The organism is Rhodococcus sp. 06-156-4 (assembly GCF_002259345.1).
In the GTDB taxonomy this organism is placed as follows: domain Bacteria; phylum Actinomycetota; class Actinomycetes; order Mycobacteriales; family Mycobacteriaceae; genus Rhodococcoides; species Rhodococcoides fascians_E.
In genome coordinates, this window is the sequence record NZ_NPGB01000008.1 from 356,369 (window position 1) to 381,391 (window position 25,023).

At 65.1% G+C, this 25,023-nt stretch carries 28 protein-coding genes; 17 read left to right on the forward strand and 11 right to left on the reverse strand.

The features are described 5' to 3' along the window. Positions 1-161: 161 nt before the first annotated feature. From CH290_RS04945 to CH290_RS04960, 4 genes are all read left to right on the forward strand, one after another. On the forward strand, positions 162-1,136 hold the full coding sequence (locus CH290_RS04945; protein WP_037162284.1) for an ABC transporter ATP-binding protein: 975 nt from the start codon (positions 162-164) through the stop codon (positions 1,134-1,136). After that, positions 1,136-1,933: an ABC transporter permease gene (locus CH290_RS04950; RefSeq protein WP_020112594.1), complete on the forward strand. Its 798-nt coding sequence runs from the start codon at positions 1,136-1,138 to the stop codon at positions 1,931-1,933. The genes CH290_RS04945 and CH290_RS04950 overlap by 1 nt, the downstream gene beginning before the upstream one ends. 25 nt (positions 1,934-1,958) lie before the next feature. Next, on the forward strand, positions 1,959-3,449 hold the full coding sequence (locus tag CH290_RS04955) for a M28 family peptidase (RefSeq protein WP_033188693.1): 1,491 nt from the start codon (positions 1,959-1,961) through the stop codon (positions 3,447-3,449). A 76-nt stretch (positions 3,450-3,525) separates the two neighbouring features. Next, complete coding sequence (locus CH290_RS04960; RefSeq protein WP_230595877.1) at positions 3,526-4,305, forward strand: adenylate/guanylate cyclase domain-containing protein; 780 nt, start codon at positions 3,526-3,528, stop codon at positions 4,303-4,305. A 17-nt stretch (positions 4,306-4,322) separates the two neighbouring features. On the opposite strand, the gene thiD is transcribed toward CH290_RS04960, so the two are convergent. Beyond that, entirely contained in the window at positions 4,323-5,174 is an 852-nt protein-coding gene (gene thiD / locus CH290_RS04965; RefSeq protein ID WP_019666651.1) for a bifunctional hydroxymethylpyrimidine kinase/phosphomethylpyrimidine kinase, read from the reverse strand. A 278-nt stretch (positions 5,175-5,452) separates the two neighbouring features. Here thiD and CH290_RS04970 point away from each other — a divergent pair, with 278 nt between their 5' ends. The 3 genes from CH290_RS04970 (at position 5,453) to CH290_RS04980 (ending at position 6,881) form a co-directional block, all read left to right on the forward strand. Next, positions 5,453-5,779: a GNAT family N-acetyltransferase gene (locus CH290_RS04970; RefSeq protein WP_019666650.1), complete on the forward strand. Its 327-nt coding sequence runs from the start codon at positions 5,453-5,455 to the stop codon at positions 5,777-5,779. Between the two features lie 97 nt (positions 5,780-5,876). Continuing rightward, entirely contained in the window at positions 5,877-6,194 is a 318-nt protein-coding gene (locus tag CH290_RS04975) for a GNAT family N-acetyltransferase (RefSeq protein ID WP_020112592.1), read from the forward strand. An 87-nt stretch (positions 6,195-6,281) separates the two neighbouring features. After that, positions 6,282-6,881, forward strand: a complete 600-nt coding sequence (locus tag CH290_RS04980) for a hypothetical protein (protein WP_033188692.1) — start codon at positions 6,282-6,284, stop codon at positions 6,879-6,881. On the opposite strand, the gene CH290_RS04985 is transcribed toward CH290_RS04980, so the two are convergent. The 3 genes from CH290_RS04985 to CH290_RS04995 are packed head-to-tail and all read right to left on the reverse strand — an operon-like array spanning position 6,851 to position 9,182. Further along, positions 6,851-7,651: an exodeoxyribonuclease III gene (locus tag CH290_RS04985; protein ID WP_026348066.1), complete on the reverse strand. Its 801-nt coding sequence runs from the start codon at positions 7,649-7,651 to the stop codon at positions 6,851-6,853. The genes CH290_RS04980 and CH290_RS04985 overlap by 31 nt on opposite strands. Positions 7,652-7,672: 21 nt before the next feature. Then, entirely contained in the window at positions 7,673-8,587 is a 915-nt protein-coding gene (locus tag CH290_RS04990; protein ID WP_019666646.1) for an N-acetylglutamate synthase, CG3035 family, read from the reverse strand. A gap of 4 nt (positions 8,588-8,591) precedes the next feature. Next, positions 8,592-9,182 (reverse strand): peptide deformylase, encoded by a 591-nt coding sequence (locus CH290_RS04995; protein ID WP_019666645.1) that lies wholly within the window; start codon positions 9,180-9,182, stop codon positions 8,592-8,594. 279 nt (positions 9,183-9,461) lie between these two features. Here CH290_RS04995 and napA point away from each other — a divergent pair, with 279 nt between their 5' ends. From napA to CH290_RS05020, 5 genes are all read left to right on the forward strand, one after another. Continuing rightward, positions 9,462-9,791, forward strand: coding sequence for a nucleoid-associated protein NapA (gene napA / locus CH290_RS05000; protein ID WP_019666644.1), 330 nt, complete (start codon positions 9,462-9,464; stop codon positions 9,789-9,791). A gap of 73 nt (positions 9,792-9,864) precedes the next feature. Then, positions 9,865-10,320 (forward strand): LytR C-terminal domain-containing protein, encoded by a 456-nt coding sequence (locus CH290_RS05005; RefSeq protein WP_019666643.1) that lies wholly within the window; start codon positions 9,865-9,867, stop codon positions 10,318-10,320. 106 nt (positions 10,321-10,426) lie between these two features. Beyond that, positions 10,427-11,122 carry a superoxide dismutase[Cu-Zn] gene (sodC, locus tag CH290_RS05010; protein WP_026348065.1) on the forward strand — a complete coding sequence of 232 codons (696 nt, stop codon included), beginning with the start codon at positions 10,427-10,429 and terminating at the stop codon, positions 11,120-11,122. Positions 11,123-11,135: 13 nt separating this feature from the next. Next, positions 11,136-12,329 (forward strand): glutamate--cysteine ligase, encoded by a 1,194-nt coding sequence (locus CH290_RS05015; RefSeq protein WP_170947534.1) that lies wholly within the window; start codon positions 11,136-11,138, stop codon positions 12,327-12,329. Positions 12,330-12,384: 55 nt separating this feature from the next. After that, complete coding sequence (locus CH290_RS05020) at positions 12,385-13,704, forward strand: phosphatase PAP2 family protein (protein ID WP_033188691.1); 1,320 nt, start codon at positions 12,385-12,387, stop codon at positions 13,702-13,704. On the opposite strand, the gene mnhG is transcribed toward CH290_RS05020, so the two are convergent. Genes mnhG through CH290_RS05050 form a run of 6 tightly spaced genes read right to left on the reverse strand, consistent with a single transcriptional unit; the run spans position 13,667 to position 20,024 of the window. Then, complete coding sequence (gene mnhG / locus CH290_RS05025; RefSeq protein ID WP_019666639.1) at positions 13,667-14,011, reverse strand: monovalent cation/H(+) antiporter subunit G; 345 nt, start codon at positions 14,009-14,011, stop codon at positions 13,667-13,669. The genes CH290_RS05020 and mnhG overlap by 38 nt on opposite strands. Further along, complete coding sequence (locus CH290_RS05030) at positions 14,008-14,265, reverse strand: monovalent cation/H+ antiporter complex subunit F (RefSeq protein ID WP_019666638.1); 258 nt, start codon at positions 14,263-14,265, stop codon at positions 14,008-14,010. The genes mnhG and CH290_RS05030 overlap by 4 nt, the downstream gene beginning before the upstream one ends. Beyond that, positions 14,262-14,909, reverse strand: a complete 648-nt coding sequence (locus CH290_RS05035; protein WP_230594354.1) for a Na+/H+ antiporter subunit E — start codon at positions 14,907-14,909, stop codon at positions 14,262-14,264. Before CH290_RS05035 ends, CH290_RS05030 begins: the two co-directional genes overlap by 4 nt. Before the next feature lie 5 nt (positions 14,910-14,914). Then, the gene (locus tag CH290_RS05040) at positions 14,915-16,555 is read right to left on the reverse strand and encodes a Na+/H+ antiporter subunit D (RefSeq protein WP_019666636.1); all 1,641 of its coding nucleotides are present in this window, start codon (positions 16,553-16,555) and stop codon (positions 14,915-14,917) included. Then, on the reverse strand, positions 16,552-17,184 hold the full coding sequence (locus CH290_RS05045) for a Na(+)/H(+) antiporter subunit C (RefSeq protein ID WP_019666635.1): 633 nt from the start codon (positions 17,182-17,184) through the stop codon (positions 16,552-16,554). The genes CH290_RS05040 and CH290_RS05045 overlap by 4 nt, the downstream gene beginning before the upstream one ends. After that, complete coding sequence (locus tag CH290_RS05050; protein WP_026348063.1) at positions 17,181-20,024, reverse strand: Na+/H+ antiporter subunit A; 2,844 nt, start codon at positions 20,022-20,024, stop codon at positions 17,181-17,183. The genes CH290_RS05045 and CH290_RS05050 overlap by 4 nt, the downstream gene beginning before the upstream one ends. Before the next feature lie 255 nt (positions 20,025-20,279). Here CH290_RS05050 and CH290_RS05055 point away from each other — a divergent pair, with 255 nt between their 5' ends. From CH290_RS05055 to CH290_RS05075, 5 genes are all read left to right on the forward strand, one after another. Then, the gene (locus CH290_RS05055; RefSeq protein ID WP_020112587.1) at positions 20,280-20,609 is read left to right on the forward strand and encodes an ArsR/SmtB family transcription factor; all 330 of its coding nucleotides are present in this window, start codon (positions 20,280-20,282) and stop codon (positions 20,607-20,609) included. 133 nt (positions 20,610-20,742) lie between these two features. Continuing rightward, positions 20,743-21,219, forward strand: a complete 477-nt coding sequence (locus CH290_RS05060) for an SRPBCC family protein (protein ID WP_019666632.1) — start codon at positions 20,743-20,745, stop codon at positions 21,217-21,219. A 5-nt stretch (positions 21,220-21,224) separates the two neighbouring features. Continuing rightward, on the forward strand, positions 21,225-21,635 hold the full coding sequence (locus CH290_RS05065) for a VOC family protein (RefSeq protein WP_033188690.1): 411 nt from the start codon (positions 21,225-21,227) through the stop codon (positions 21,633-21,635). Between the two features lie 38 nt (positions 21,636-21,673). After that, positions 21,674-22,027: an NUDIX hydrolase gene (locus tag CH290_RS05070; protein ID WP_033188689.1), complete on the forward strand. Its 354-nt coding sequence runs from the start codon at positions 21,674-21,676 to the stop codon at positions 22,025-22,027. Between the two features lie 61 nt (positions 22,028-22,088). Next, on the forward strand, positions 22,089-22,841 hold the full coding sequence (locus CH290_RS05075) for an isocitrate lyase/PEP mutase family protein (RefSeq protein WP_019666629.1): 753 nt from the start codon (positions 22,089-22,091) through the stop codon (positions 22,839-22,841). 4 nt (positions 22,842-22,845) lie between these two features. Here CH290_RS05075 and CH290_RS05080 read toward each other — a convergent pair whose 3' ends face one another. Then, the gene (locus CH290_RS05080) at positions 22,846-25,017 is read right to left on the reverse strand and encodes an AAA family ATPase (RefSeq protein WP_033188688.1); all 2,172 of its coding nucleotides are present in this window, start codon (positions 25,015-25,017) and stop codon (positions 22,846-22,848) included. Between the last annotated feature and the right edge of the window lie 6 nt (positions 25,018-25,023).

A 25,023-nucleotide genomic window follows, 5' to 3' on the forward strand; every position in this document is an offset into this window, starting at 1 on the left:
AATACAAACCGCAAAGAACCTCCGAAGGAATACCTTCGGAGGTTCTTTGCATCTCAGGGAAAACCCTGACGAAATTCCGCTTTCCGTCATCCGTGAGAACGACTCGAAAGAATACTTCCGAGCGATGCGGTACGAACCGGAACAGGGCAGTATTTCCGTTCATGATCGAAGTGACGGGGTTGACGAAGCAGTACGGTGCGGTGAAGGCGGTCGATGATCTGTCTTTTTCCGTGAAGCCGGGGATTGTGACGGGTTTTCTCGGGCCGAATGGTGCGGGGAAGTCGACGACGATGCGGATGATTTTGGGTCTGGATCGTCCGACGAGTGGTCAGGCGTTGATCGAGGGTAAGCCGTATGGCGAGTTGAAGCAGCCGTTGCGGAGTGTGGGTGCGTTGTTGGATGCGAAGTGGGTGCATCCGAATCGTTCTGCGCGTGCGCATTTGGAGTGGATGGCTGCGTCGAACGGTATTCCGAGGTCTCGTGTGGACGAGGTGCTTCGGTTGGTGGGGTTGAGTGAGGTTGCGAAGAAGAATGCGGGTGGTTTCTCGCTCGGTATGTCGCAGCGGTTGGGTCTGGCGGGGGCGTTGTTGGGGGATCCGAAGGTGTTGTTGTTCGATGAGCCGGTGAATGGTCTCGATCCTGAGGGCATTGTGTGGATTCGTAAGTTCATGCAGCGTTTGGCGGCGGAGGGTCGGACGGTGTTGGTGTCGAGTCATCTGTTGTCGGAGATGGCGCAGACGGCGGAGCATCTGGTGGTGATCGGTCGGGGTCGGTTGGTGTCGGACACGTCGGTGCAGGATTTCATCGATCATGCGTCGGAGGCGTCGGTGAAGGTGCGTAGTCCTCAGTTGGATGCGTTGCGGAGTGCGTTGACGTCGGCGGGGTTGACGGTGCGTGAGCCTGCGGGGGTGGATCAGTTGCAGCCGGCGATCGTGGTGACGGATTCGACGACCGAGGTGATCGGTGATATCGCTGCTCGGCATCAGATCGTGTTGCATGAGTTGTCCTCGCAGCGTGGGTCTTTGGAGGAGGCGTTCATGAAGCTGACGGGTGAGGATGTTCAGTATCACGGTGCGGGTGCTGATGGTGTGGACGGTCAGGGGTCGGATTACAAGGCGATGGGTGGTGCTCTCTGATGGGTGTGTTGGCTGCGGAACGTATCAAGATCACCTCGACGAAATCACCCTGGTGGTGCACGATCGCGGTGATCGTCCTCGGATTGGGCCTCGCGGGAATCGTCGGATTCACCTCCGAACTCGGCCTCGAATCCTACAAAGATCAAGTGGCTCAGGGTGACACACCGGACTACGATCCGTACCTCCCCACCGTCTACGACGCGGTCGGCAGCGGCGTCGGAGGTTTCGGAGTCATGGTGTTGATGATCCTGGCCGCCTTGACGGTGACCAGCGAGTATCGCTTCGGCGTCATCCGTACGACGTTCCAGGCGATGCCCAATCGCGCATCGGTTCTCGTCGCCAAGGCATTTCTGATCGGTGTTCTGGGGCTGGTGCTGAGCTTCGTCCTCGGTCTCGGCGCGTTCTACATCGCCAAGGTGTTCGCAGGCGCCGAGGCAGGCGAACTGCTGAGCTTCGACATCGACGGCACGTGGCGCGTCATCTACGGGACCGCGATCCTCGCCTTCCTGCAGATCGTCGTCGCCGTCGGAGTCGGTGCCCTTCTTCGCCAGTCCGCAGGCGCCATCGCACTGCTGTTGCTGTGGCCGCTGGTGGTCGAGAACCTCTTCGGCCTGTTCGGATCCTTCGGTCGCGCGGTGCAACCGTTCCTGCCCTGGCTCAATGCCTCTCACTTCCTCGGATCCGACGGCGGAGTCGACTTCCACTGGGGACCGTGGGGGAGCCTGGTCTACTTCGTGGTCTTCACCGCCATCGTGTTCGGCGCCGCAGTGTTCGTGACCGATCATCGAGACGCCTGACGGCCGGAGAAGCTAGGGTGCTTCCATGCCACGGAAGACCTTGCTTGCAAGTTTCGCAGTCGGCGCGCTCGTCCTGGCCGGTTGCTCCACGACCTCGGACAACTCCGGGGCCGAGGAGCAGCCGGCCGTGTCGGTTCCGACGCCGATCTCCAGTCCCGACGGCCCAGGGCTCGCGGACGCCGTCACCGGCGACGCCGTGGTCGCTCACCTCGAGGAGCTCGAACGGATCGCGTCGGAGAACAACGGCAACCGCGCCGCCGGCACCTCCGGATACGACGCCAGCGTCGACTACGTGAGCGGAAAACTGCAGGCAGCCGGATTCGACGTCGAGACACCGGAATTCGACTTCGACCAGTTCACGGTGGACACCGAGTTGCTGTCGGCCGGAGACGAGCAGATCTCGGTCAAAGCCCTCGGATACTCTCCAGCCACCCCCGAGGACGGCATCACCGCACGCGTGGTCGCAGCTCCCGCCGACGAGTCACCCGGTTGCGAGGCAACCGATTACGACGGACTCGACGTCAGCGGTGCCATCGTTGTCGTGAACCGGGGTCTGTGTCCCTTCGTCGCCAAACAAACCGTCGCGGCGGACCTCGGCGCCGTCGCGGTCGTCGTGGTCAACAACGTCCCCGGGCCCGTGGACAACGGCACTCTTGGCAGCAAGGACGACGCCAAGATCCCGACGGGCGGCGTCTCGCAGGAGGACGGCGCGGCCGTCGCGTCGGCGCCGGAACTGACGCTCACGCTGGACACGGTCACCACAACGACCAAGAGCCGCAACATCATCGCGCAGACCTCGACGGGAGACACCTCGAACGTCGTGGTCGCGGGCGCCCACCTGGACAGCGTCGAGGAAGGCCCGGGCATCAACGACAACGGCAGCGGCACCGCGGCGGTGTTGGAATCCGCGCTGCAACTCGGCAGCGAGCCGGACGTGACCAACGCCGTCCGGTTCACGTTCTGGGGCGCGGAAGAGAACGGACTCGTCGGATCGACTGCCTACGTCGAGGGCCTGAGCGACGAGGACAAGGCCGACATCGCGTTGTACCTCAACTTCGACATGATCGGCTCGCACAACGCCGGATACCTCGCGTACGACGGAGACGACTCCGACAAAGTCGGCGAACCGGCTGGACCGGCAGGGTCCGACGCCATCGAGCGTGTGTTCGTCGACTACCTCGGCGGAGAAGGAATCGCCGTCGACGGAACCGATTTCGACGGCCGATCCGACTACGGCCCGTTCATTGCCGCCGGCATCCCGGCAGGCGGAGTGTTCAGCGGCGCCGACGACGAGAAGACCCCCGAACAAGCAGAGAAGTGGGGCGGCACGGCCGGGGAGACCTACGACGAGAACTACCACACCGCCGAGGACACACTCGCGAACGTCGATCGCGAGGCACTCGCGAAGAACGCGTCGGCGATCGGTTTCGGAATCGGCACGTACGTGCAGTCGGTCGAAGGACCCAACGGCGTTCCGGTCGGGGACGCCCGCACCCAGGCGCGTTCGGGCCAGTGACCCACGAACCGGGGATCTTCGGGCTACGAAGTGTCTGTAACCCTCGGTTACGCTTCGTGTCGTGAAACTGTCGTCGATGGTCGGCTGGGTGCAGGATGTCAACCGCAGCCCAGGGGTCGTCGACGTGGTGCGGAGGTTCCGACGGGTTCTGCCGGGCGACCCCACGTTCGGTGATCCGCTGTCCCTGGCAGGCGAAGGGTCGGCACTCGCCGTGGCCCGCGTAGCCGACAAGTTCCGAGGTGACGAGCCTGGTGCCACCCGAGAAATCGGACTCGGAGCACTTCAGGTGTGGCAGGCAGTGCTCGAGAGAACCGGCCGAGGCCGGGGAGAACGCGACGTGACCATCGTCTTCACCGATCTGGTGGGATTCTCGTCGTGGTCCCTCGTCGCAGGCGACGCCGCGACTCTGACCCTGCTGAGGAAGGTGTCCCAGGCAGTCGAGCCGGCCGTCGCCGCGGGCGGTGGACACGTCGTCAAGAGGCTGGGCGACGGCATCATGGCGGTCTTCTACCGACCCGACCAGGCGCTCGAAGCGGTGGTCGCGGCACGGACGGCGCTGTCGGAGGTCGACGTCGACGGATACACACCGACCATGAGGGTCGGGATTCACACCGGAAATCCGCGACAGATCGGATCCGACTGGCTCGGCGTCGACGTCACCATCGCCGCCCGCGTCATGCAAACCGGCGGTAACGGCAACCTGATGATCTCCCGGAACGCGTTCGACGCAGTACACCCCGACACGGTCGACGCACTCGGATTGGTTCCGCGGCCCTACCGTCGCGGATTCTTCGCCCCCAAACTCACCGGCGTACCCGAGGACCTGAAGATTCTCCGGCTGGTACGCCACCGCTGACCGGGGTCCAGCGCGCCCTACGAGCTTTGGACGTGCAGCCTCCACAGCGGAGAGACGGGACCGTGGCCTGCGCCCAGGTCGTACGACGCCGCGAGGCACTCGGTGACCCAGTCCTTGCCGAACGCGACCGCGTCCGGCACCGAATACCCGTTGGCCAGCGCGCTGGCGATGGCGGCAGCCAACGTGTCTCCACCTCCGTGATCGTTGCCCGTGTCGATTCGCGGCCGGGAGAATTCGGTGAAGGTATCGCCGTCGAACAGGATGTCCGTGCTGGTCGTCGACGTGCGTAGGTGACCGCCCTTCACTATCGCCCACCCCGCGCCCAACGCATGCAGCGCTTCGGCCGCCCGGCGGGCGGTGGCGTCGTCGATCACGTCGATGCCGGTGATGAGGCGAACCTCGTCGAGATTGGGGGTGACGACAGTGGCGATGGGGATCAGAACGTTCCGGATGGCGTCCAACGCCTCCGCGTGCAGAAGCGGATCACCGTGCATCGACGCGCACACCGGATCGACGACGAGCGGGATCGTGCCGTTCTTACCGATGCCGACCTCGGTGCAGACATCGGTGACGGCTTCGATGATGGCTGTCGACGCCAGCATGCCGGTCTTGGCGGCGCTGATTCCGATGTCGCCGACGACGGTGCGGACCTGGTCTGCGACGACGGCCGGCGGGATTTCGTGGAAGCCACTGACGCCGACGGTGTTCTGCACGGTCACCGCGGCGACGGCGACGCACGCGTGCACCCCGCACATCGCCATGGTGCGGCTGTCCGCTTGGATGCCCGCACCGCCGCCGGAATCGGTCCCGGCAATGGTCAGAGCGCGAACCGGCGTGGAGCCGTTGGGGGGCAGCGGTAGGAACTTCACATCGCGACAGTACCGGCACGGCCGGTGTGGAGGACGCCCGGTTTTACCGCACCTTCGGGAGATGCACGGTAGTGCATGAATGTTGTTGCATCACAACGGTGATGGAAACTCTGTATGACCGATACCAGGGTCTGTGTTGCATGGAGGTTGCATACCTACGGAACCGAAGGTTTGTTGCTACAAACGGGTGACAAGCTATCTGATCGCATGTTTAATAGTGGTGCACGTCACATGTAACTGCTTCACTGCACATCCCGGAAATGCAAAGGAGGTGACCCATGCTTGCCAGTACTCCCAGTGCTGATGTCTCCATCAACACCGACCAGAATCGTTTCGAGTTGCGGCTCAACGGTGATCTGGTGGGAATCGTCGGCTACTTCGAAGTCGAGAACACGCAGAAGCGCGGAGCCCGTACGCACGTCGTGTCGTTCATGCACACCGTCGTCACCGAGGACTTCGGCCATCAGGGCCTCGCGGCTATCCTCGTCCGCCGATCCCTCGACAGTGCGCGCTCGTATGGATGGAAGGTGAAGCCGGTGTGTACGTACGTACAGCGGTTCCTCGCCGCCAATCCGGATTACTCCGACGTGGTCGTTCCGCTCTGAGTCGTCCGGTAACGGTCCGGGTTCGGCGCGACGTCGAATTGCTATCCAAGTAGCCGACTGTCCCTCGTGACGGGCCGACCTCCGCTCTACTCGGGGGATGGATCACACGTCGAGCACGCTGGCAGCGTCGGTTCGCATAGTGGACAACGCCGAGCATCACCGATTCGACCTCTTCGTCGGGGGCGATCTCATTGGCATCCTCGGTTACCGCCGTTCAGGCAGTGACGCCTCCGTGGCGTTCATGCACACGGTCGTCACGGAAGATTTCGGTGACCGCGGCTGGGCGGGTGTACTCGTCAGGGGTGCACTCAACACCGCACGCGACCGGGGCTGGTCCATTCTTCCGGTATGCACCTACGTCCAGCGCTATCTGGCCCGGAACCCGGAATTCCTCGATCTCGTCGCACCGGACTGAGAGCAGTGCTCTTGTTTTCTCCGTGTGCCTGGTGAATACTCACTTCAGAACGAGAGCACCGCTCTCGCATCCTGAAGGAGGGCACGCATGCGATCGACTGTCGGGCTTCTGGTCGCCACGGGCGTTCTGTTCGCCGTCTATCCCGTTCTGAGGCCCTACTCCTCCGATTCAGGGCAGGCCGGCGCCGACGCGTTCGCGTCCGGACTGTGGGTAGCGGCGCACGTCAGCGCGATGCTCGGGTTCATCACGCTCGCTCTCGCAGTACGCACGATGAACGTCGGCGCCGTCGCCGAAGTGACGACGTGGGTCGGCGTCGGACTGACACTGCCGTACTACGGCGCCGAGACGTTCGCACTCCACGTGCTGGGATCCGACGCGCTGAGCACCGGCGATCTTCGGCTGATCGACCTCGCCGAACCCATCCGATACGGCCCCACACAAACGGTGATGTTCGGTGCCGGACTGATCCTCGTGGCCATCGGTACCGTTGCACTTGCGCGGCGCGTGCCCGGCTGGCAGTCCGCGCTCTTCGCGTCGGGCTTCGTCCTGTTTCTTCCGCAGTTCTTCGCGCCCCCGTGGTTGCGTGTTGCGCACGGACTGCTCGTTCTCGCCGGCGCAGCAGCGCTGGCGGTCCACGTCGCTGCGGGGCGTGATCGTCAGGAAATATCGACGACGACGGGTGCGTGATCGCTGGCACCCTTGCCCTTGCGCTCCTCACGATCGATCGAGGCGCCCGTCACCCGGGACGCAAGAGCCGGGGAAGCCAGAGCCATGTCGATACGAAGTCCCTGCTTCTTCGGGAAGCGAAGCTGCGTGTAGTCCCAGTAGGTGAACGTCCGCGGCTCGGGCGTGAACTGCCGAGTCACCTCGGTGAATCCGACCTCCGCGAACGACTCGAACGCATCCCGCTCCGGCTGCGACGTGTGGGTCTTGCCCTCGAACAACGCCGGATCCCAGACATCGTCGTCGGTAGGCGCGATGTTCCAGTCCCCGACGAGCGCGATCTGCGCGTCCGGGTCCGCCGACACCCAGGCCTGAGCGTCGGCCCGCAGCTTGGCGAGCCACTCGAGCTTGTACGTGTAATGCGGATCCGCCAGCTCGCGCCCGTTGGGTACGTACAGGCTCCACACGCGAACCCCGCCGCACGTGGCTCCGATGGCCCGCGCCTCGCGCACCGCCTCGACCTCCGGGTCCTTGCTGAACCCGGGCTGATCCTCGAAGCCGATCTGCACGTCGTCCAACCCGACCCGCGACAGCAAGGCGACACCGTTCCACTGGCTGAGGCCGACATGGGCGACCTCGTACCCGATCTCGGTGAACCGCTCGTACGGAAACTGCGCGTCCTTGCACTTGGTTTCCTGCATCGCCAGCACGTCGACGTCGGATCGCTGCAGCCAATCCACGATCCGATCCTGACGAGAGCGGACGGAGTTCACATTCCAGGTAGCCAATCGCACGGCGATCAGACTAACGGGTGCTCACATAAGGTCGGCGTAGCGATAGCGATGATGCTCGGTGAAGCCGAGGCCCTCGTACATGGCCACGGCGCCTGCATTGGCCGCCGAGACCTGCAGGTACGCGTGCGTCGCACCCTGCGTGCGACCCCAGGCGACCAGTTCGCCGCAGATCCTCGTTCCGAGGCCGTTCCGTCGATGCGCCTCCGCGACCTCGATGGCCGTCAGACCGACCCAGCGTCGACCGTCGGGCGCGTCCGTCACCGCTGCACGCCCGATCGCCAGCATCTCGCTGGACGCCGAGCCGATCCGGCCGAACGCCGCCACACCGTCACGCACCGACGAGATGACCTCGAGCGCACCGTCGGGCAGGGGTCGCCCGCGGTAGCGGTACACGCCGAGCCAGTCGGCGTCGGGCACGTCGGAGAAGACCGACAGAGTTTCGACGGGCAGCTCCAACCGGGAGATGTCCGCGGCCATGACCAGTGTTTCGTCCCGCGTCACCCACCCGGCGGGCGGTGAACCCAGTCGGTCGGGCAGCAGGAGCACGGCAGGTAGGCCGCGCTCGGAGAACCATCGGACGATGTCGTCGAGGGACACATGACCGGCCGACGGTTCCACCGGCAACGCGGAGTTCGCCCGGCCGGTGAACCCGTGCCCGGCGCGCAGGAGCCAGCCGTCGATCCAGGCCTGTTCGACGCCGGGCCAGCCGTCGGCGGCAGCACGTTCCAGCGATCGAATCTCCGACGTGCGAATCGGACGCGGCCCGAGCTCCTTCAGCGCGACGACACGATCGGGCGCGACTCTCACTTCGCGACCGTCCGCGGACTGCACCGCGACCACCGACCGGCTGTGCTCGATCAGTTCGCCGATGACGTCCGTCATCGGGTGGCTGTGGCCGGGTGGCAGCCGGTAGCGCAGCATGACCCGCGGTCCCACCGCGTCAGTCCTCGTGGCCGAACGGATCTTCGACGGTGCCGGGGACCCAGGACAGACCCGGCTTGCCCCAACCGGCGCGTTTGATCGCCTTCTTCGCGGCACGCGCATTGCGGCCGATGAGAACGTCGACGTACAGGAAACCGTCGAGGTGCCCGACCTCGTGCTGCAGCATGCGAGCGAAGAAACCCGTTCCTTCGATGTCGACGGGCTCGCCCGCGGCGTCGGTGCCTGTGACGCGTGCCCAGTCCGCACGTCCGGTGGGGTACTGCTCGCCGGGAACCGAAAGGCAGCCCTCGTCGTCGTCCTCGGGATCCGGCATCGTCTCGGGGATCTCCGACGTCTCCAGAACCGGGTTGATCACCTCGCCGCGGCGACGGACGACCTTGCCGTCCTCGCCCTCGTCGGGGCAGTCGTAGATGAACAGCCGAAGGGGTTCGCCGACCTGGTTGGCGGCGAGTCCGACGCCGTTGGCGGCGGCGAGAGTGTCGTACATGTTCGCGATAAGGTCGGCGAGTTCGGCGGGCGTCTCGGTGACGGGCCGGGTGGGGGTGTGCAGTACCGGGTCGCCGACGATCCGGATCGGGAGAATTGCCATGGTCGACAAGAATACTGGCGTGAAGCCCCTCTCCGTGCACACGGTGAGGGGGCGCGACTCGCCGCACGTCCTGCGAGCTGTGCCCAAGCACTGCGCACCGTGGTTCAATAACAACCGAAACACACGTGTGTAATTTCGTGCCGACTGCCCGCCCCTCGGGTGCGTCGACGCGGGTCTGGGGCTCGTGGCAAAAGGTGGGGACCGGCATGACGGCACAGGACAGCATCACGGCACAGGATCGGGATCCGTCGACACGGATCCGCGAAGTCGAGGAGTGAGATGGACGGCGCAGCAGCGCGTGACTCGAACCAGTCTCAGCAACCGGGAAACACGGGGGACATCAACGAGGTCGGAGCAGACGGCCTGACCCGTCGTGAACACGACATCCTGTCCTTCGAGCGCCAGTGGTGGAAGTACGCAGGCGCAAAGGAAGAAGCCATCAAGGAACTCTTCTCGATGTCCGCGACTCGCTACTACCAGGTGTTGAACGCACTCGTCGACCGCCCGGAATCACTGGCAGCCGATCCCATGCTGGTGAAGCGTCTGCGCAGGCTCCGCGCGAGCCGTCAGAAGGCAAGGGCTGCGAGGCGACTCGGCTTCGAGGTCTAGCCGTCAACTAGTGTCTTCCAGTGTGAGCAGTCCCAACCCGGAATCGTCCGGCCCTCCGCTCCGCGCCTTGGCAATGGTTCTCATTTCGCTCGCGATTCTGTTCGCAGCGATCGGTGCACTGTCGTTGACCGGTTCCGGAGACAGTGAAGAAGCGGCCGCCCCCGAGGCCACCAGCGAAGTCGCGGAAGCGACCTCCCCGGCAGCTCAGGCGCCGGCGGCCTCGACCACCAGCGCCCCGACGACGTCCGTCGCACCGGCCGAGGTCGAGGTACGCGTGCTGAACAACAGCGACGTCTCCGGTCTGGCAGCCACCACTGCGGACACGCTCACCGCCCAGGGCTGGACGATCGCCGAAACGGGCAACTACGCCCAGACCCAGGTCCCCGCCACCACGGTGTACTACGGAGACGCCTCCGGCGCGGAGGCCGCGGCGCAGGAGATAGCCCAACAACTGGGCGCCACCGCCGAAGCCATGCCGGCCACACTGACCGGGTTCGGAGACAGCGTCGTCGTGATGGTCACCCAGTAGAGCCCCGACCGACCACGTGTCGACCGGGCTACTGCCGACTGGACTACTACCGGGGATAGTTATGATCTACGCAACGCCCAGCCTGTCCGACGAAGGAGCATTTTCCATGGCATCGACCAGCACAGCCCGATCCCGGACGATCAGGTCGTGGCGCTTCGCTACTCCCGTCGTCGCTGTCGCCGCATTCGGACTGGTCGCATGCACGGCCCCGGAAACCCCGTCCGACGTAGCGGGCACGACGCCTCCCGTCTGGACCGGCCACGAGGATCCCTCCGGTCACGGCGTCGCCGCCGACAGCCCTGAGGGCACCGTCGAAGCCGAGTTCGAGAACGCCGCAGGCACCACCGTCGGCACCGTCTCGTTCGTCGAAGAGGGCGACCACCTCGTCGTCACCGTCGAAGCAGAAGGCCTCACTCCCGGATTCCACGGTCTGCACATCCACACCGCGGGCGTCTGCGAGCCCAACTCCGTGGCACCTGCAGGCGGCGAGCCCGGCAACTTCCTGTCCGCCGGCGGGCACCTGCAGGTCGACGGCCGCACCGAACACCCCTCCAGCGGTGACCTGACATCGCTGCAGGTCGGCGAGGACGGAACGGCCATGCTGGTCACCACGACCGACGCCGTCACCCTCGACGACCTCCGCGCCGACGGCGGACGATCCGTCATCATCCACGAGGGCCCGGACAACTTCGCCAACATCCCGCCGCGCTACACCCTGCCCGACGGCGGCGCCGTTCCCGACATGAACACCCTCATGACCGGCGACGCGGGTGGCCGCGCCGCCTGCGCGGTCCTGGAATAAGCGGTTCCCGCACATGCCGGGCCGCCCCACCCACTCCGCAGGCTCCGCTCCTGCGGCATCGGGTCACTCCGCAGGCTCCGCTCCTGCCATTGCGTTCAATTCCTCCCCGCGCCCGACCCTCGGCGTGGAGTGGGAGATCGCGCTGGTGGACAAGGATTCGCTGGATCTCGTCAACTCGGCCGCCGACGTCATGGACGGCGTGACCGAGCTGGCGGGCGCGGAGACTCCGCGCGTGACGAAGGAGCTGCTGCGCAACACCGTCGAGCTCGTCACCGGAGTGTGCGAGAACGTCGGTGAAGCGATGGACGACCTGGGCGAGTCGCTCGATCTGGTCAGGCGCGCTGCGGCCCCGCTGAACATCGACCTGTTCAGTGCCGGCACGCATCCCTTCGCGGAATGGTCGACGCAGGTACTCACCAGCACCCCGAGCTACGACGAGTTGATCGCTCGCACGCAGTGGTGGGGGAGGCAGATGCTGATCTGGGGCGTGCACGTCCACGTCGGCGTGTCCTCGCCGGACAAGGTGTTTCCGATTCTCAACTCGCTGCTGCTGCAGTATCCGCACCTGCTGGCACTGTCGGCGTCGTCGCCGATCTGGTCCGGAAACGACACCGGATACGCCAGCAACCGGGCGCTGATGTTCCAGCAGCTCCCCACGGCGGGCCTGCCGTTTCAGTTCGAGGACTGGGGTCAGTTCGAAGGCTTCGTTCGAGACCAGATGAAGACCGGCGTCATCGAACAGCTCGGCGGAATGCACTGGGACATCCGGCCGGCGCCGAAGTGGGGAACCATCGAGGTGCGAGTGTGCGACGGCGCGTCCACCAAGCGTGAGCTCGCCGCGCTGGTCGCACTGACGCATTGCCTGATCGTCGACCTCGACCAGCGTCTCGAAGCAGGCGAGACACTGCCGAGCATGCCCCCGTGGCACGTTCAGGAAAACAAGTGGCGTGCGGCCCGGTACGGGCTCGACGCCGAGATCATCCTCGACGCGGACAGCAACGAGCGCCTCGTCACCGACGACCTTGACGATCTCCTCGAACGACTCGCGCCCACCGCGGTGCGCCTCGGATGCGCCGACGAGTTGGCGTCGGTCGCCGACATTCCCCGGCGGGGCGCGTCGTATCAACGTCAACGCAAGGTCGCGGCAGATTCCGACGGAAACCTTCGCACCGTGGTGCAGTCGCTGGTGGACGAACTGCGCCGGTGATCGACCTTCGATCGTGACCTTCTGGATGTAATTCTTCGTTCATGCTCCGTTTACTATGAACGACGTGCTTCAGGGGGAAGAGCGAACGTCACACGTCGAGAGAGCGGCGCCGGGCGCACTACGCGTCTACGGTGTCGGCGCTGTCGTCGTTCTGATTTTCCTCGCATCGCTGCAGGTCGTCGCGTTCTGGAAGGGTTTCCCCGGCCCGCTTCCGAGTATCTGGAACGACTTCTTCGGCACCCCCAAGTCGATGGCCGTGCCGTGGGGCGGTCTGGCGTTGGCCCTCGTCGGCGTACGCATGCCGATTCGGCTGTGGGCACTCGGAATCGCCGTACTGATCGATGCCGTGGGCGCGCTCGCTCGGTTGGAAGCCGGTCACCCGTTCGTCGTCGGCAACGGAGCCGTGATCGCACTGGCCGGATTGGCCGTGTTCACCATCTGGCGCCGCGACGCCGGCGGCATCCGAGCAGTCTGCCTCGGCGGACTGCTCATCCTCGCCACCAAGGGCGGCGACGCATGGTTGCAGATCACCACCATCGTCCGGCCCTACGTCCTGGACGAGTACGCGCAACTAGCCGACCACGCGCTCGGCAACCCGTCGTGGATCGTCGGAAGCTGGCTCGATGCGCTCGGCCCGATCGTCTACGCGGTGCTGCACTGGGTCTACATCCAGCTCCCGGTCGCCGCCATCGCCATCGCGATCTACCAACTCCGTGGCGTCTCGCGCACCGGACTGTGGCCGTCGCACTACCTGGTCAGAACATTTCTTCTCATCGGCCTCGTCGGACCTGTCTTCTACGTGCTGTTCCCCGTCGTCGGCCCGGTCTTCGCATTCGGTTCGGCCGGCGAGGGGTTCCAGCTCGGAAACTACTGGCCGACGCTGGTTCCGTTCGACGCATCGCCGTCGGCCATCGGTTTCGACGAACTGACTCCCCGTAACTGCATGCCGTCGCTGCACACCGCCTGGGCGCTCAGCTTGTTCATCCACTCGAGGCGTGGTCCGTGGTGGCTCCGATGGGGTGGAACGGTGTGGCTGGTGTGCACCCTGGCCGCCACGCTCGGCTTCGGCTATCACTACGGTATCGACCTGGTCGCAGGCGTCGTACTGTGCCTGACCCTCGAATCGGTGCTGCGCGACCCCGAGCGCGGGCTGAAAGATCCTGCCCGCATCCGGATGGTCACGTTCGGCGTCGCGACGATGGTGGGGTTGTTGCTCTGTTACCGCTACCTCGCCGTCCCCATGGGAACGTATCCGGAGCTGTTCGGGCCGCTGATCCTGATCGCGATGGGATCGGTGATCGGGATGTTCTACGCAACGTTCTTCGCGAACAGCACCGTCAGCGATCGTCCCCTTCGTTCGTCTCCATCTCGTTGACGATCAGCAGTCCGTCGCGACCACGCTGCTCGCGGTAGGCGACACGTCCGACGGTGTGCGCGATGACCGGAGCCGTCACCAGGGTGAACACCCCGACGAGCACCAGCATCCAGATGTCGACGTTGCCTCGCAGTTGGATCACGGCGCCCGCCAGCACCAGTAGCAGGCCGACGACCTGAGGCTTCGTCGCGGCGTGCATGCGTGACAGCGTGTCCGGGAAGCGCACGATCCCGACGGCCGCGGTGAACGCGAGGATCGCGCCCAGCAGAATCAGAATGCCCGAGATTACTTCCAATACCGTGTTCATTCGTCCCTCACCCTGAACCTCGCGACACTGACGGATCCGATGAAACTCACCAGCGACAGTGCGACGATCGCGGGCACGATGGTGGTGTCGGCGCTGTAGACAGCCCACACCGCCAGCCCGCACATCGACACCGCGAGGATGGTGTCCATGGCGACGAGGCGGTCGAGTGTGCTCGGCCCGTCGAGCAGGCGGTAGGCGGTCACGACGGCTGCAGCGATGAGCAGGATGCCGGAAACGGCAAGTACGACGGTCACTTCCACTCACCCTTTCGTTCGTCGTCGGTCTTCTTGTCGTCCCGGAAAGTGCCGTCCGTACCCGGTGCCGACGCGATGTCGTCGCCCAGGACTCCGTGGTACCGCTCGTACTCCTGGAAGTGAAGCGGGCTCGGCTTCCAGTCGGAATCACGCTCGAACGCGGCGATGAACAGTTTCTCCAGGTGACGTACGTAGGCGTAGAACGAATCGACTGCCTTCTGGCTGCCCATGTCCAGCACGTGTACGTAGAGCAGGCGCCTGGTCTGATCGATCTCCAGAACCATGGTTCCCGGAACGAGATTCATGGCGTCGACGAACAACGTGAGAACCAGATCGGACTTGATGGCGATGCGGCAGCGGAGAACACCGGTGACCGGCGGAGCCTTGGGGCGGACCGCAAGCCAGGCGACGTTCACCGACGACTCGGCGGCGTAGTAGAAGAACCAGAAGGTCAGCTTCAGCAAGGACCACAGGTGAATTCGACCTTCGACGGGCACCTTCGGCAACGGAAGCAGGATCATGATCCCGAGGCCGACGACGATTCCGCCCAGGACGTTGGCGGCACTGACGTTGCCCCACAACAACACCCACACGGCGGTGAGCCAGCCGAGAATCCACAGGCGCAGCAGGACGAAGCGGTTCAGATATTTCATCGTCCAGCCTCTTCTCCGGCGACCTGGTCCATGGATTTGTCTCCGAGGAACTCGGCACCTCGTACGGCGTCGATGTAGACCGAGCGATCGCGAAGGTCGGCGGCGGCGCGGTCGCTGATGTCGATGATGCGGCCCGCGAAGACCGTCAGCGCCAATCCGACTGCGACGAGCCCTACCGTCGGGATGAGCATGAACGCGGGCATACGGCCGACGTCCTCGCGGTCCGCGAGTTGGATGTCGCTGGAATCGTCGAGCAGAGCGGACGGGCTGTTGTCCGCGAGGTCTCCCTCGGGAGCGTCGGCGCGCGCACGCCAGAAGGCCTTCGTCCACACGCGGGCCATCACGTACAGCGTCAGCAAGCTGGTGATGGTGCCGCCGGCGACGAGGATCCACGCGAGGACGCTGCCCTCGGCGCTACCGGCCTGCAACAGCGCCACCTTCCCGATGAAGCCCGAGAACGGCGGAATACCACCGAGATTCAACGCGGGCACGAGGAAGATGATCGCCAACACGGGGCTCGCGGCGGCCAGACCGCCGAGACGTCGCAGCGAGGACGACCCGGCCTGACGCTCGATGAGACCGACGACCAGGAACAGCGTCGTCTGCACGATGATGTGGTGCGCCACGTAGTAGATCGCTCCCGACAGTCCGGACTGCGTGGACAGTGCGACGCCGAACACCATGTACCCGATGTGGCTGACGAGAGTGAACGACAGCAGTCGTTTGATGTCGCTCTGTGCGATGGAACCGAAGATACCGACGAGCATCGTGAGCAGACCGCACACGAGCAGGACGTTGTCCAGGCCTCCGTCGGGGAACAGCAGCGTGTGTGCACGGATGATCGCGTACACACCGACCTTGGTGAGCAAACCGGCGAACACCGCGGTGACGGGGGCCGGGGCGGTGGGGTAGGAGTCCGGAAGCCACGTGGACAGCGGGAACACCGCAGCCTTGATGCCGAAGGCGACGAGCAGGACCGCGAAGATCGCCGTCCTGGTGCCCGACGGTACGTCGTCCAGGCGGGTGGCGATGTGCGCCAGATTCAGCGTGCCGGTCGCGGCGTAGACCAGCGCGATGCCGAACAGGAAGATCAGCGACGAGACCATCGACACCATGACGTACGAGACGCCTGCGCGCACGCGGTCGGCGCTGGCTCCGAGAGTGAGCAGCACGAACGACGCGGCGAGCAGAACCTCGAATCCGACGAACAGATTGAACAGGTCGCCGGCGAGGAACGCGTTGCACACGCCCGCGCTCAACGCCAGATACGTCGGAAGGAAGATCGAGACGGGCTGGTTCTCGTTGCCGTCGCGAATGCCCTGACCGATGGAATACACCATGACCGCCAGCAGCACGATCGCGCTGACCAGCAGCATCAGTGCGGAGAGGCGGTCGACGACCAGTGAGATGCCGATCGGGGAGTCCCAACCACCGACCTGCAGCGCGAACGTTCCGTCGCGGTCGGCCAGGTACAGCAGGAATGCCGACACGACGACGATGGCCGTCAGCGAGACCATCGTGATGACGCGTTGGGCCCGTGGCCTCCTGCCCGCCACGAGTGTCAACGCTGCGGCGAACAAGGGGATCAGGACCGGTAGCGGGGTGAGAGCGCTGATGGTGCTTGCGGGGATGCTCATTCGGAGCCTCCCTTCTTGCGCTTCTTGGCGCTGGGTTTGGATGTGTCCTTCACTGCGCTGTCGATGCCGTCGAGGCCCTTCAAGTCCGGTTCGTCGTCGTCGTCGAAGTCACCCTCGTGCAAGTCTTCGTAGCACTCGAGGTCCTCGATGTTCTTGAGTTCCTCGATCGGAATCGGGTTGCCCTGGCTGTCGAAGGCGTCGCCACTGAAACTCGGCTCACCGGTGACCGGGTCGTCGGACCGGTCGCGGTCCGGCATGTCGGCCATGGATCGGCGCTTGGAGACCTTGGTGTCCTCCGGGTCGTTCTCGACGTCGTCCTTGGTGTTGAGCGTGAACGAGCGGTACGCGAGTGCCAGCACGAACGCCGCGATACCCATCGTGATGACGATGGCGGTCAGAATCATGGCCTGCGCCAACGGATCCGCCATGGTCTCGTGGATCGACGTCGTTCGGCCGACTATCGGGGGATTGCCCGTCGGGCCACCGACGGTCAGCAGCAGGATGTTGATTCCGTTGCCGAACAACAGGAGTCCGAGCAGCATCTTCGTGATCGAGCGTTCCAGAAGCAGGTACACCCCCGTCGCGACGAGGATGCCGACGACTATCAGCATGCCGAGGTTCGCGGTCATCGGGCCTTCACCTGGCTCTGCATCTCCACCTGTGCGTCGAGACGTGCACCGAGGCTTCGGAGGACGTCGAGTACGAGACCGACCACGATGAGGTAGACACCGAGATCGAAGAACAATGCGGTGACCAACTTGATGTCACCGAGTATCGGCAGGGTCACCTCGAGGGTCGCCGACGACAACGCCGGGGCGCCGAGGAACATCGACGCGATCGCGGTGCCCGACGCGAGTATCAGGCCGAGGCCGAGGATCTTGCCTGCGTCGATCGGAACGGCTTCGCCGAGTTCGTATCGGCCGCCTGCGAGGTACCTCAGTACGAGCGCGAGACCCGCGGTCAGTCCACCGGCGAATCCGCCGCCCGGCGCATTGTGTCCGGAGAAGAAGAAGTACACCGACAGCACCATGATCGTCGGGAAGATCAGGCGAGTCGTGACCTCGAGGATCAACGACCGATGCCGAGGATCGATCAGGTCTCCGCCCAGCAACCACGTCGTGTCGGTGCCGGAGGGGCTGTCGGAATCGGTTGCCGGCGCATCCGAGACGCGGGGTGCGCTGCCGAAGCGTCGGTTGCGGAACACCAGCGATGCGACGCCGGTGGCCGCGACGAGCAGCACCGAGATCTCACCGAGCGTGTCCCACGCACGAATGTCCACCAGGAGAACGTTGACGATGTTCTTGCCGTCGCCCAGCAGGTAGGCGGCGTCGGGAAGTTGCAGGGAGATCGGGTCGGTGCTGCGCGCGTTCATCGCGAACGCTCCGAGGACGGTGACCGTCGCGCCGACGGCGATCGCGAGGGCTGCGCGAGGCAACCTCGACCCGGCTGCGCCCCGGTCGTCGACCTCGGCGGGCAGTTTCCGCAGCACGAGCACGAAGACGACCAGAGTCAACGTCTCCACCAGGAACTGGGTCAACGCCAGATCCGGTGCACCGTGCACCGCGAAGATGACGCCGCAGCCGTAGCCGGTGAGGCCGACGAGGATGACGCTGGCGAGGCGGTTGCGCATCACCGTCGCGCCGAGCGCCCCGGAGATCATGATGAGCGAGACGATGACCTGAAGTGGAGTGTCGAACAGGACGAAATCCAGTCCGGGTTCGCGTCCGAACGCCAGCACCGCCATCGGAAGCAGCACCAGCGTCAGCAGGATCGTTCCCTGCGTCAGAGGCAGCGATCCTCGCTGGGTGGTGCCGGTCAGACGGAGCGAGATGGTGTCCATCGACTTGAGCACCGCGTCGTAGACCCGGTCCGCGTTGCCGAGCGGCGGATGCTCGAACTTGAGGCGGTTGACCATGCGGTGCGCGATGAACAGACCGACACCGCCGGTGACGACGACGACCGTCAACCCGAGCGGCAGGTTGACGCCGTGCCACAGGGCGAGGTGGTACGGAGCCTGCCCGTAGGAATCGACGGTGGCCGCGTACGGACTGACGATGGCGTCGACGACGGGCGAGAAGATTCCTGCGGCTGCACCCAGAAGAGCGAGGAAGGCCGGTGCTGCGAGGAAGAGCGCCGTGGGCTCGTGCATGTTCTTCACCGCGGGGCTCGGTCGCTTGAGTTGCTTGCGCCCGAACGCTCCCCACACGAACCTGATGCTGTAGGTGACGGTCAGGATGGACCCGACGACCATGCCCGCCACGACGATCCAGGCGACGGCAGGATTGAGCGTCGGAGTGTCGATGACCGCCGACAGTGCGGTTTCCTTGCCGACGAACCCGAGGAACGGGGGCAGCCCCGCCATGCTGGCCGCGGCAAGTGCGGCGACGGCGCCCAACAGCGGTGCCTTCTTGCCCAGGTGCGCGAGCTTGCGGATGTCGCGAGTGTGCGTCGTGTGGTCGATGATGCCGACCACCATGAACAGTGCGGCCTTGAACATCGCATGGGCGATGACCATGGTCAGACCGGCGAGCATCGCCTTCTCGGAACCGATGCCCACCAGCACCATCAGGAAGCCGAGCTGACTGACCGTGCCGAACGCGAGGATCAGCTTGAGATCGAATGCGCGCAGCGCACGCCATCCCGCCAGGATCATCGACAACAGACCGAGGGTGATCACCGTCGCGCGCCAGGGGCCGGAATCGGCGAATCCCGGGGCGAGGCGAGCGACGAGGTAGATGCCCGCCTTCACCATCGCCGCCGCGTGCAGATACCCACTGACGGGTGTCGGTGCGGCCATGGCGCCCGGCAGCCAGAAATGCAGTGGCACGATGGCGGACTTCGACAGCGCACCGATGAGGATCAGCACGATGGCAACGCCGGCAAGCCATCCCGACGGGGCGTCGGCGACCACGTCGGACAGGTTGTAACTGCCGGCCACCTGACCGAGGACGATGATTCCGACGAGCATCGCGAGACCGCCCGCGGTGGTGACCAACAGCGCCTGGGTGGCGGCGCGTCTCGAGGATGCGCGCTCGGCGTAATGCCCGACGAGCAGGAACGACAGAACTGTCGTTATCTCCCAGAAGATGTAGAGCACCAACATGTTGTCGGCGGTGATGAGTCCGAACATGGCGCCGGCGAACGCGACCATCTCGGCGGCGAAGATGCCGAGTCGTGGTTCGTCGTCCTCGAAGTACCGGGCGCAGTAGACGAGGATCAGCGCGCCGATACCGAGCACGAGCAGCGACATGATCGCGGCCAGTGAATCGAACCGCATGTCCAGGTCCATCGACAGGCCGGGGACCCACTCGATGTTCAGAGACTGTTCGGTGTTCCAATTGGCGAACACCCACACCAGGCTGACGAGTGGCACCAGTGCAAGCGGAAAGAATGCGTTACGGCCCCACCAGCGGACCAACAAGGGCGCGAACACGGCCGCAACCGTGTGCGCGAGCAAAATAGCGAGCAAAAACGTACTCCGTCGTCTCGGGTCGCGTGATCCTGGCGCGGATCACGCGGTGGTCGTGGGGCGGCGTCGAGTAGGCGAACAAACGGAAAATATGCTCGCGAGCCGTGTGCTCGGCCGGCGAGTATAAGTTCACTCCATCCTACTTTGCGTGGTCGACGCGCTGCCATTCGGTACTGTTTGCACCTTTTCGTTGACTCGGAGGCGTTCGCGTCGTACTGTAATCAACAGTTCAGTTGATAAAGGAAGTGGTTGACAATGGGCGCTCGAACCGCCGACGACGATCGACTCGACGAAGCCTTCACGGCCCTCGCCGACCCGGTCCGTCGAGCACTCGTCGCCCGCTTGAGCCGCGGCCCGCAGACGGTCAACGATCTCGCCGAGCCGTTCGAGATCAGCAAGCAAGCGGTGTCCAGGCACATCCAGGTCCTCGAGAATGCAGGCCTGGTGACGAGGACCCGAGACGCACAGCGTCGGCCGGTCCACCTGAATCCCGACCGGCTCGAACAGCTCACCGCGTGGATCGACAAGTACCGCATCATCCACGAACAGCAGTTCCGAAAGCTCGACAAGCTGCTCGCAGAGTGAGTGGAGCCTGCGGAGCGAATCCAAACAAGAGTGAGTGGAGCCTGCGGAACGAATCCAAACAGGAGTGAGTGGAGCCTGCGGAACGAATCCAAACAAGAGGCGAGTCGAAAGAACACTTCGAGAAGGAGAAGTCATGACGAATCCAGTTGCCATCACCGTCCCCGACGGCCTGCCGTTCATCACCATCACCCGGGAATTCGACGCTCCTGTCGAGGCGGTGTTCCGGGCGCACAAGGAACCCGAGCTGATCGAGCAGTGGCTCGGGCCCAACGGATACGCCATGGCGATCGAGCGCTACGAGTTCGTGACCGGCGGCAGTTACCGATACGTGCACACCAACCCCGAAGGAGCGACATTCGCATTCCGCGGCGTCTTCCATGTGGTGCGGGAGAACGAGTTCGCCATCCAGACGTTCGAGTACGAGGATTTCCCCGACGTCGTCAGCCTGGAGGCGTTGACCTTCGTCGACCTCGGTGACGGTCGGACTCGGCTCGAGATCGCGTCGGCCTATCCGTCCGTCGAATCGCGCGACGGAATGGCACAGAGCGGAATGGAGAGAGGCGTCTCCGAGGGGTACGAGCGTCTCGACGCGATCCTCGGAAGGAGCTGACCGTCGTGGACTGGACTTTGGAAGTGGTCGTCGTACCCGTGTCGGACCTCGATCGGTCGATCGAGTTCTACCGGGACAAGGTCGGGTTCGATCTCGACCACGACACCCGCAACGAGCACATGCACATTGCGCAGCTGACGCCGCGAGGGTCGGGATGCTCGATCGTCGTCGGGTCGCTGGCGTCGCAGCGTGAGATGGAACCGGGTTCGTTGAAGGGGCTGCAACTCGTCGTGTCCGACGCGCACGCCGCCCGTGCGGAGTTGCTGTCCCGCGGTGTCGAGGCCGGTGAGATCACCGTGTTCGACGACAGGGACGGGGGCACCTTCTTCGGGTTCGCCGATCCCGACGGCAACACCTGGGCGGTGCAGCAATTGAGGGTGCGGGCGGACAAGCCGTTGATCCCGCGGAACCAGTGATCAGGACTGCTGGGCTGGCGTTCGTCCGGGGTCGACGAATGATTCAGGCTCGTTCGGTGGGGAAGTCGGCGTTCTACATGGCGGGAGGCAAGATCGATCCGGGCGAGACGCCTCTCGAGGCGCTGCACCGTGAGATTCGCGAGGAGCTCGACGCGGCGGTGGTCGACGCTCGGCTGCTGGATGTGTTCGAGTGCGAGGCGTGGGGGCATCCCGCGGGAACCGAGCTCGAGATCCATTGCTTCATCGCGGGATTGGCGTCGGAACCGACGCCGACCAGCGAGATCGCGGAAATTCGCTTCTTCACTCGCGACGAGTACGCGTCGATGCCGGATGTCGCTCCGGGGTCGCTCATGGTGTTCGACCGGATGCAAGCGCTCGATTTGATCGACTGATGCGGGTACGTTGTCGGTAGGAGAACGCACGTTCTCCCGCCTCGACGCATTAGGAGTCTCCATGACGAGCTTGTCCCAGAAGGCAACAACCCTCCTCGAACTCCACCAGCCCGGAAACCCCGTCGTGCTGCCGACGGTGTGGGACGCATGGTCGGCCAACCTCGCGGTCTCGGCTGGATTCACAGCACTCACCGTCGGAAGCCACCCGGTGTCCGACTCCATCGGTAAGCCCGACAACGAGGGCATCACCTTCGACGAGCTGCTCACACGCATCTCCCAGATCACCTCCGCCGTCGACGTCCCGCTGTCCGTCGACATCGAGTCCGGATACGGCGAGGACCCCAAGCGCCTCATCGAGGGCCTCGTCTCCGCGGGCGCCGTCGGCCTCAACGTGGAGGACACGGTGCACAGCGAAGGTGGACGTCTGCGTGAAGCTCAGGAGCACGCCGACTTCGTGGGCGCGCTGCGTGCAGCATCGGACGCCACCGACGTTCACGTCGTCCTCAACGCCCGAACCGACCTGTTCGTCAAGCAGATCGGTGACGAGAACGACCGCGTCGACCGCGCGATCGCCCGGTTGAAGCTCGCCGCCGACGCCGGCGCCGACTCGCTCTACCCTGTCGGCTTCCACAACGACGCGGACTACAAGCGTCTGGCCGAGGAGCTTCCGCTGCCCATCAATGCCATCGCCAACCCCGCGGACGGCGATCTGAAGCACTTCGCCTCGCTCGGAGTCGGCCGGATCAGCTTCGGACCGCTCTTCCAGGGTGCGCTGGCCGGAGAGGCAAGCAAGATCCTCGCACGCTGGAACTAGGCACTCACGGCGAAGTGCGCGAGCCGTAGGCCTCGAGGTGCGCCACTTGCTCGGGATCGAGCGAGGGGCGCACCGTCGCGCGTGCGGTCGCCACGTCTGCTGCGGTGACGTCGGCCGCATCCATCGACCGGCGCATGGCCGTCAGAGCGGCCTCGCGCAGGAGTGCCGCGCAGTCCGCCGCCGAGTATCCGTCCAGATCCTCGGCGAGGGCATCGAGATCGACGTCGTCGGCGAGGGGGACTGCTTTGCCGGTGGCACGCAGAATGTCCTTGCGCGCGTCGGCATCCGGGGGTGGCACGAACACGAGACGCTCCAGTCGGCCCGGTCGCAGCAGCGCCGGGTCGATCAGATCCGGTCGGTTGGTTGCGCCGAGTACGACGACGTCACGCAGAGGTTCGACGCCGTCGAGTTCGGTGAGCAGTGCCGCGACGACGCGATCTCCGACGCCGGAGTCCGACGATTGTCCGCGTCGGGGTGCGAGCGCGTCTACCTCGTCGAGAAAAATCAACGACGGCGCCGAGTCGCGGGCGCGCTGAAACAGCTCTCGCACCGCCTTCTCCGAGGATCCGACCCACTTGTCCATCAGCTCGGCACCCTTGACGGCGTGCACGCTCAGCTGGCCGGAACTGGCGAGAGCGCGAACCAGGAACGTCTTTCCGCATCCCGGAGGCCCGTAGAGGAGAACCCCGCGGGGAGGTTCGATTCCCAGCCGCGAGAACGAGTCCGGATGCCGAAGGGGCCACAGTACGGCTTCGGTGAGGGCTTGCTTGGTTTCCACCATGTCGCCGACGTCGTCCAGCGTGATGCTGCCGATCGCCAGTTCTTCGGAACCCGAACGAGACAGTGGGCGGATGACGTCGAGGGCGCCGAGCAGATCGCTCTGCAGGATCTTCGGATCCGCCTTGTCGGCGCTGGCTCGCGATGCTGCACGCAGAGCTGCCTCGCGCACCAGCGCCGCCAGATCTGCGACGACGAATCCCGGGGTGCGCAGAGCGATGTCACCCAGGATCAGACCCTCGGTGGGGGAGGCGCGCAGCAGATGTTCCAGTAGAGCGGTTCGGCCTGCGCCGTCGGGAAGCGAGAGCGTCAGTTCTCGATCGCACAGGTCCTGCGACCTCAGGCGTGCGTCGGTCGCCTCGGGGTGAGCGGTGGTGGCCACCAAGGCAATTCCGGGCGTGTCGACACCCCGTTTCAGTTTCTCGAGCACCAGAGTGGACACCGGTTCCGCAGTCGCAGGCAGCAACGCGTCGATGTCGGTGACGAGCAGAACCCCGCCGGCGCGCAACCGCTCGAACGCGGACGCCACGGCGTCGACGCGCGCGGAGGCTTCCAGTGCCCCGATCGACGGACCGTCCAGTTCGACGACCGGCCGGCCGGCGAGAACCGCACGTGCGAGCGTCGACTTTCCGACTCCCGCCGGACCGGTGATCAGGACTCCCAGATGCGGCGACGCACCCAACGTGGCCAGCAGTTCCGATTCGTCGAGGGCCAACCGAAGCCACTCGGTCAACTTCGACTGCTGAGCGGCCACCCCGACCAGCTCCTTGGCCTCGACCGGCGCGGGCTCGGCTGCGGCGGGTGGCTGTTCGTTCCTGTCCGACACAGGTGTTCGCGCTCCGGTGCCCCAGCTGACGGCCGAGTTGGGTTGCACGCTGACCGGACCTCCGCTCGGATCGGTGGCCGAGACCGTCAACAGCTCGCTGGTCCACGCAACCCCGAACGAACGTGACAATGCCTGGGTCGCGGCGCTCGTGCTGGTACCGGGACCGAGATCCCGTGGCAGCAGCGAGACGGTGTCGCCCGCAGTCAGAACCTTCCCGAGAAGGGCCTTGCGCAGCGTCGCGTCGGGAATGGATCCGACGGCCAGCGTCGAACCGGACAGCGTCACCGTCCTGGCCCCGTACACGGTGACGGGAGCGACGGCGATGGAGCCGTCCTCCTTGATGCCCGCGTTGGACAGCGTGACGTCGTCGAGCAGTGCTGTGCCCTGCGGGGTTCCGTCGGGTGCTGTGCCCACCACAGCCGAGGTCCGGCGCGCGCCGATCAGTGCAACAGCGTCCCACTCGCGAATGCCGAGGGCCGCCAACACCTCCGGGTGCAGCCGGACGACTCCTCGGCGCGCATCCGCAGCCGACGTGTTGAGCCGCGCGGTCAGCACCAACTCCGGTGCGGTCACCGTGAC

Coding starts and splice junctions, on each gene's coding strand:
- CH290_RS05055 (WP_020112587.1), top strand. CDS start 20,280: ATGGGCGCTCGAACCGCCGACGACGATCGACTCGACGAAGCCTTCACG.
- CH290_RS04970 (WP_019666650.1), top strand. CDS start 5,453: ATGCTTGCCAGTACTCCCAGTGCTGATGTCTCCATCAACACCGACCAG.
- CH290_RS04945 (WP_037162284.1), top strand. CDS start 162: ATGATCGAAGTGACGGGGTTGACGAAGCAGTACGGTGCGGTGAAGGCG.
- CH290_RS05015 (WP_170947534.1), top strand. CDS start 11,136: ATGCCGGGCCGCCCCACCCACTCCGCAGGCTCCGCTCCTGCGGCATCG.
- CH290_RS04975 (WP_020112592.1), top strand. CDS start 5,877: ATGGATCACACGTCGAGCACGCTGGCAGCGTCGGTTCGCATAGTGGAC.
- CH290_RS05070 (WP_033188689.1), top strand. CDS start 21,674: ATGATTCAGGCTCGTTCGGTGGGGAAGTCGGCGTTCTACATGGCGGGA.
- mnhG (WP_019666639.1), bottom strand. CDS start 14,011: ATGAACACGGTATTGGAAGTAATCTCGGGCATTCTGATTCTGCTGGGC.
- CH290_RS05075 (WP_019666629.1), top strand. CDS start 22,089: ATGACGAGCTTGTCCCAGAAGGCAACAACCCTCCTCGAACTCCACCAG.
- CH290_RS05020 (WP_033188691.1), top strand. CDS start 12,385: ATGAACGACGTGCTTCAGGGGGAAGAGCGAACGTCACACGTCGAGAGA.
- napA (WP_019666644.1), top strand. CDS start 9,462: ATGGACGGCGCAGCAGCGCGTGACTCGAACCAGTCTCAGCAACCGGGA.
- CH290_RS05005 (WP_019666643.1), top strand. CDS start 9,865: ATGGTTCTCATTTCGCTCGCGATTCTGTTCGCAGCGATCGGTGCACTG.
- CH290_RS04995 (WP_019666645.1), bottom strand. CDS start 9,182: ATGGCAATTCTCCCGATCCGGATCGTCGGCGACCCGGTACTGCACACC.
- CH290_RS04955 (WP_033188693.1), top strand. CDS start 1,959: ATGCCACGGAAGACCTTGCTTGCAAGTTTCGCAGTCGGCGCGCTCGTC.
- CH290_RS05045 (WP_019666635.1), bottom strand. CDS start 17,184: ATGACCGCGAACCTCGGCATGCTGATAGTCGTCGGCATCCTCGTCGCG.
- CH290_RS05060 (WP_019666632.1), top strand. CDS start 20,743: ATGACGAATCCAGTTGCCATCACCGTCCCCGACGGCCTGCCGTTCATC.
- CH290_RS04950 (WP_020112594.1), top strand. CDS start 1,136: ATGGGTGTGTTGGCTGCGGAACGTATCAAGATCACCTCGACGAAATCA.
- CH290_RS05040 (WP_019666636.1), bottom strand. CDS start 16,555: ATGAGCATCCCCGCAAGCACCATCAGCGCTCTCACCCCGCTACCGGTC.
- CH290_RS04960 (WP_230595877.1), top strand. CDS start 3,526: ATGGTCGGCTGGGTGCAGGATGTCAACCGCAGCCCAGGGGTCGTCGAC.
- CH290_RS04980 (WP_033188692.1), top strand. CDS start 6,282: ATGCGATCGACTGTCGGGCTTCTGGTCGCCACGGGCGTTCTGTTCGCC.
- sodC (WP_026348065.1), top strand. CDS start 10,427: ATGGCATCGACCAGCACAGCCCGATCCCGGACGATCAGGTCGTGGCGC.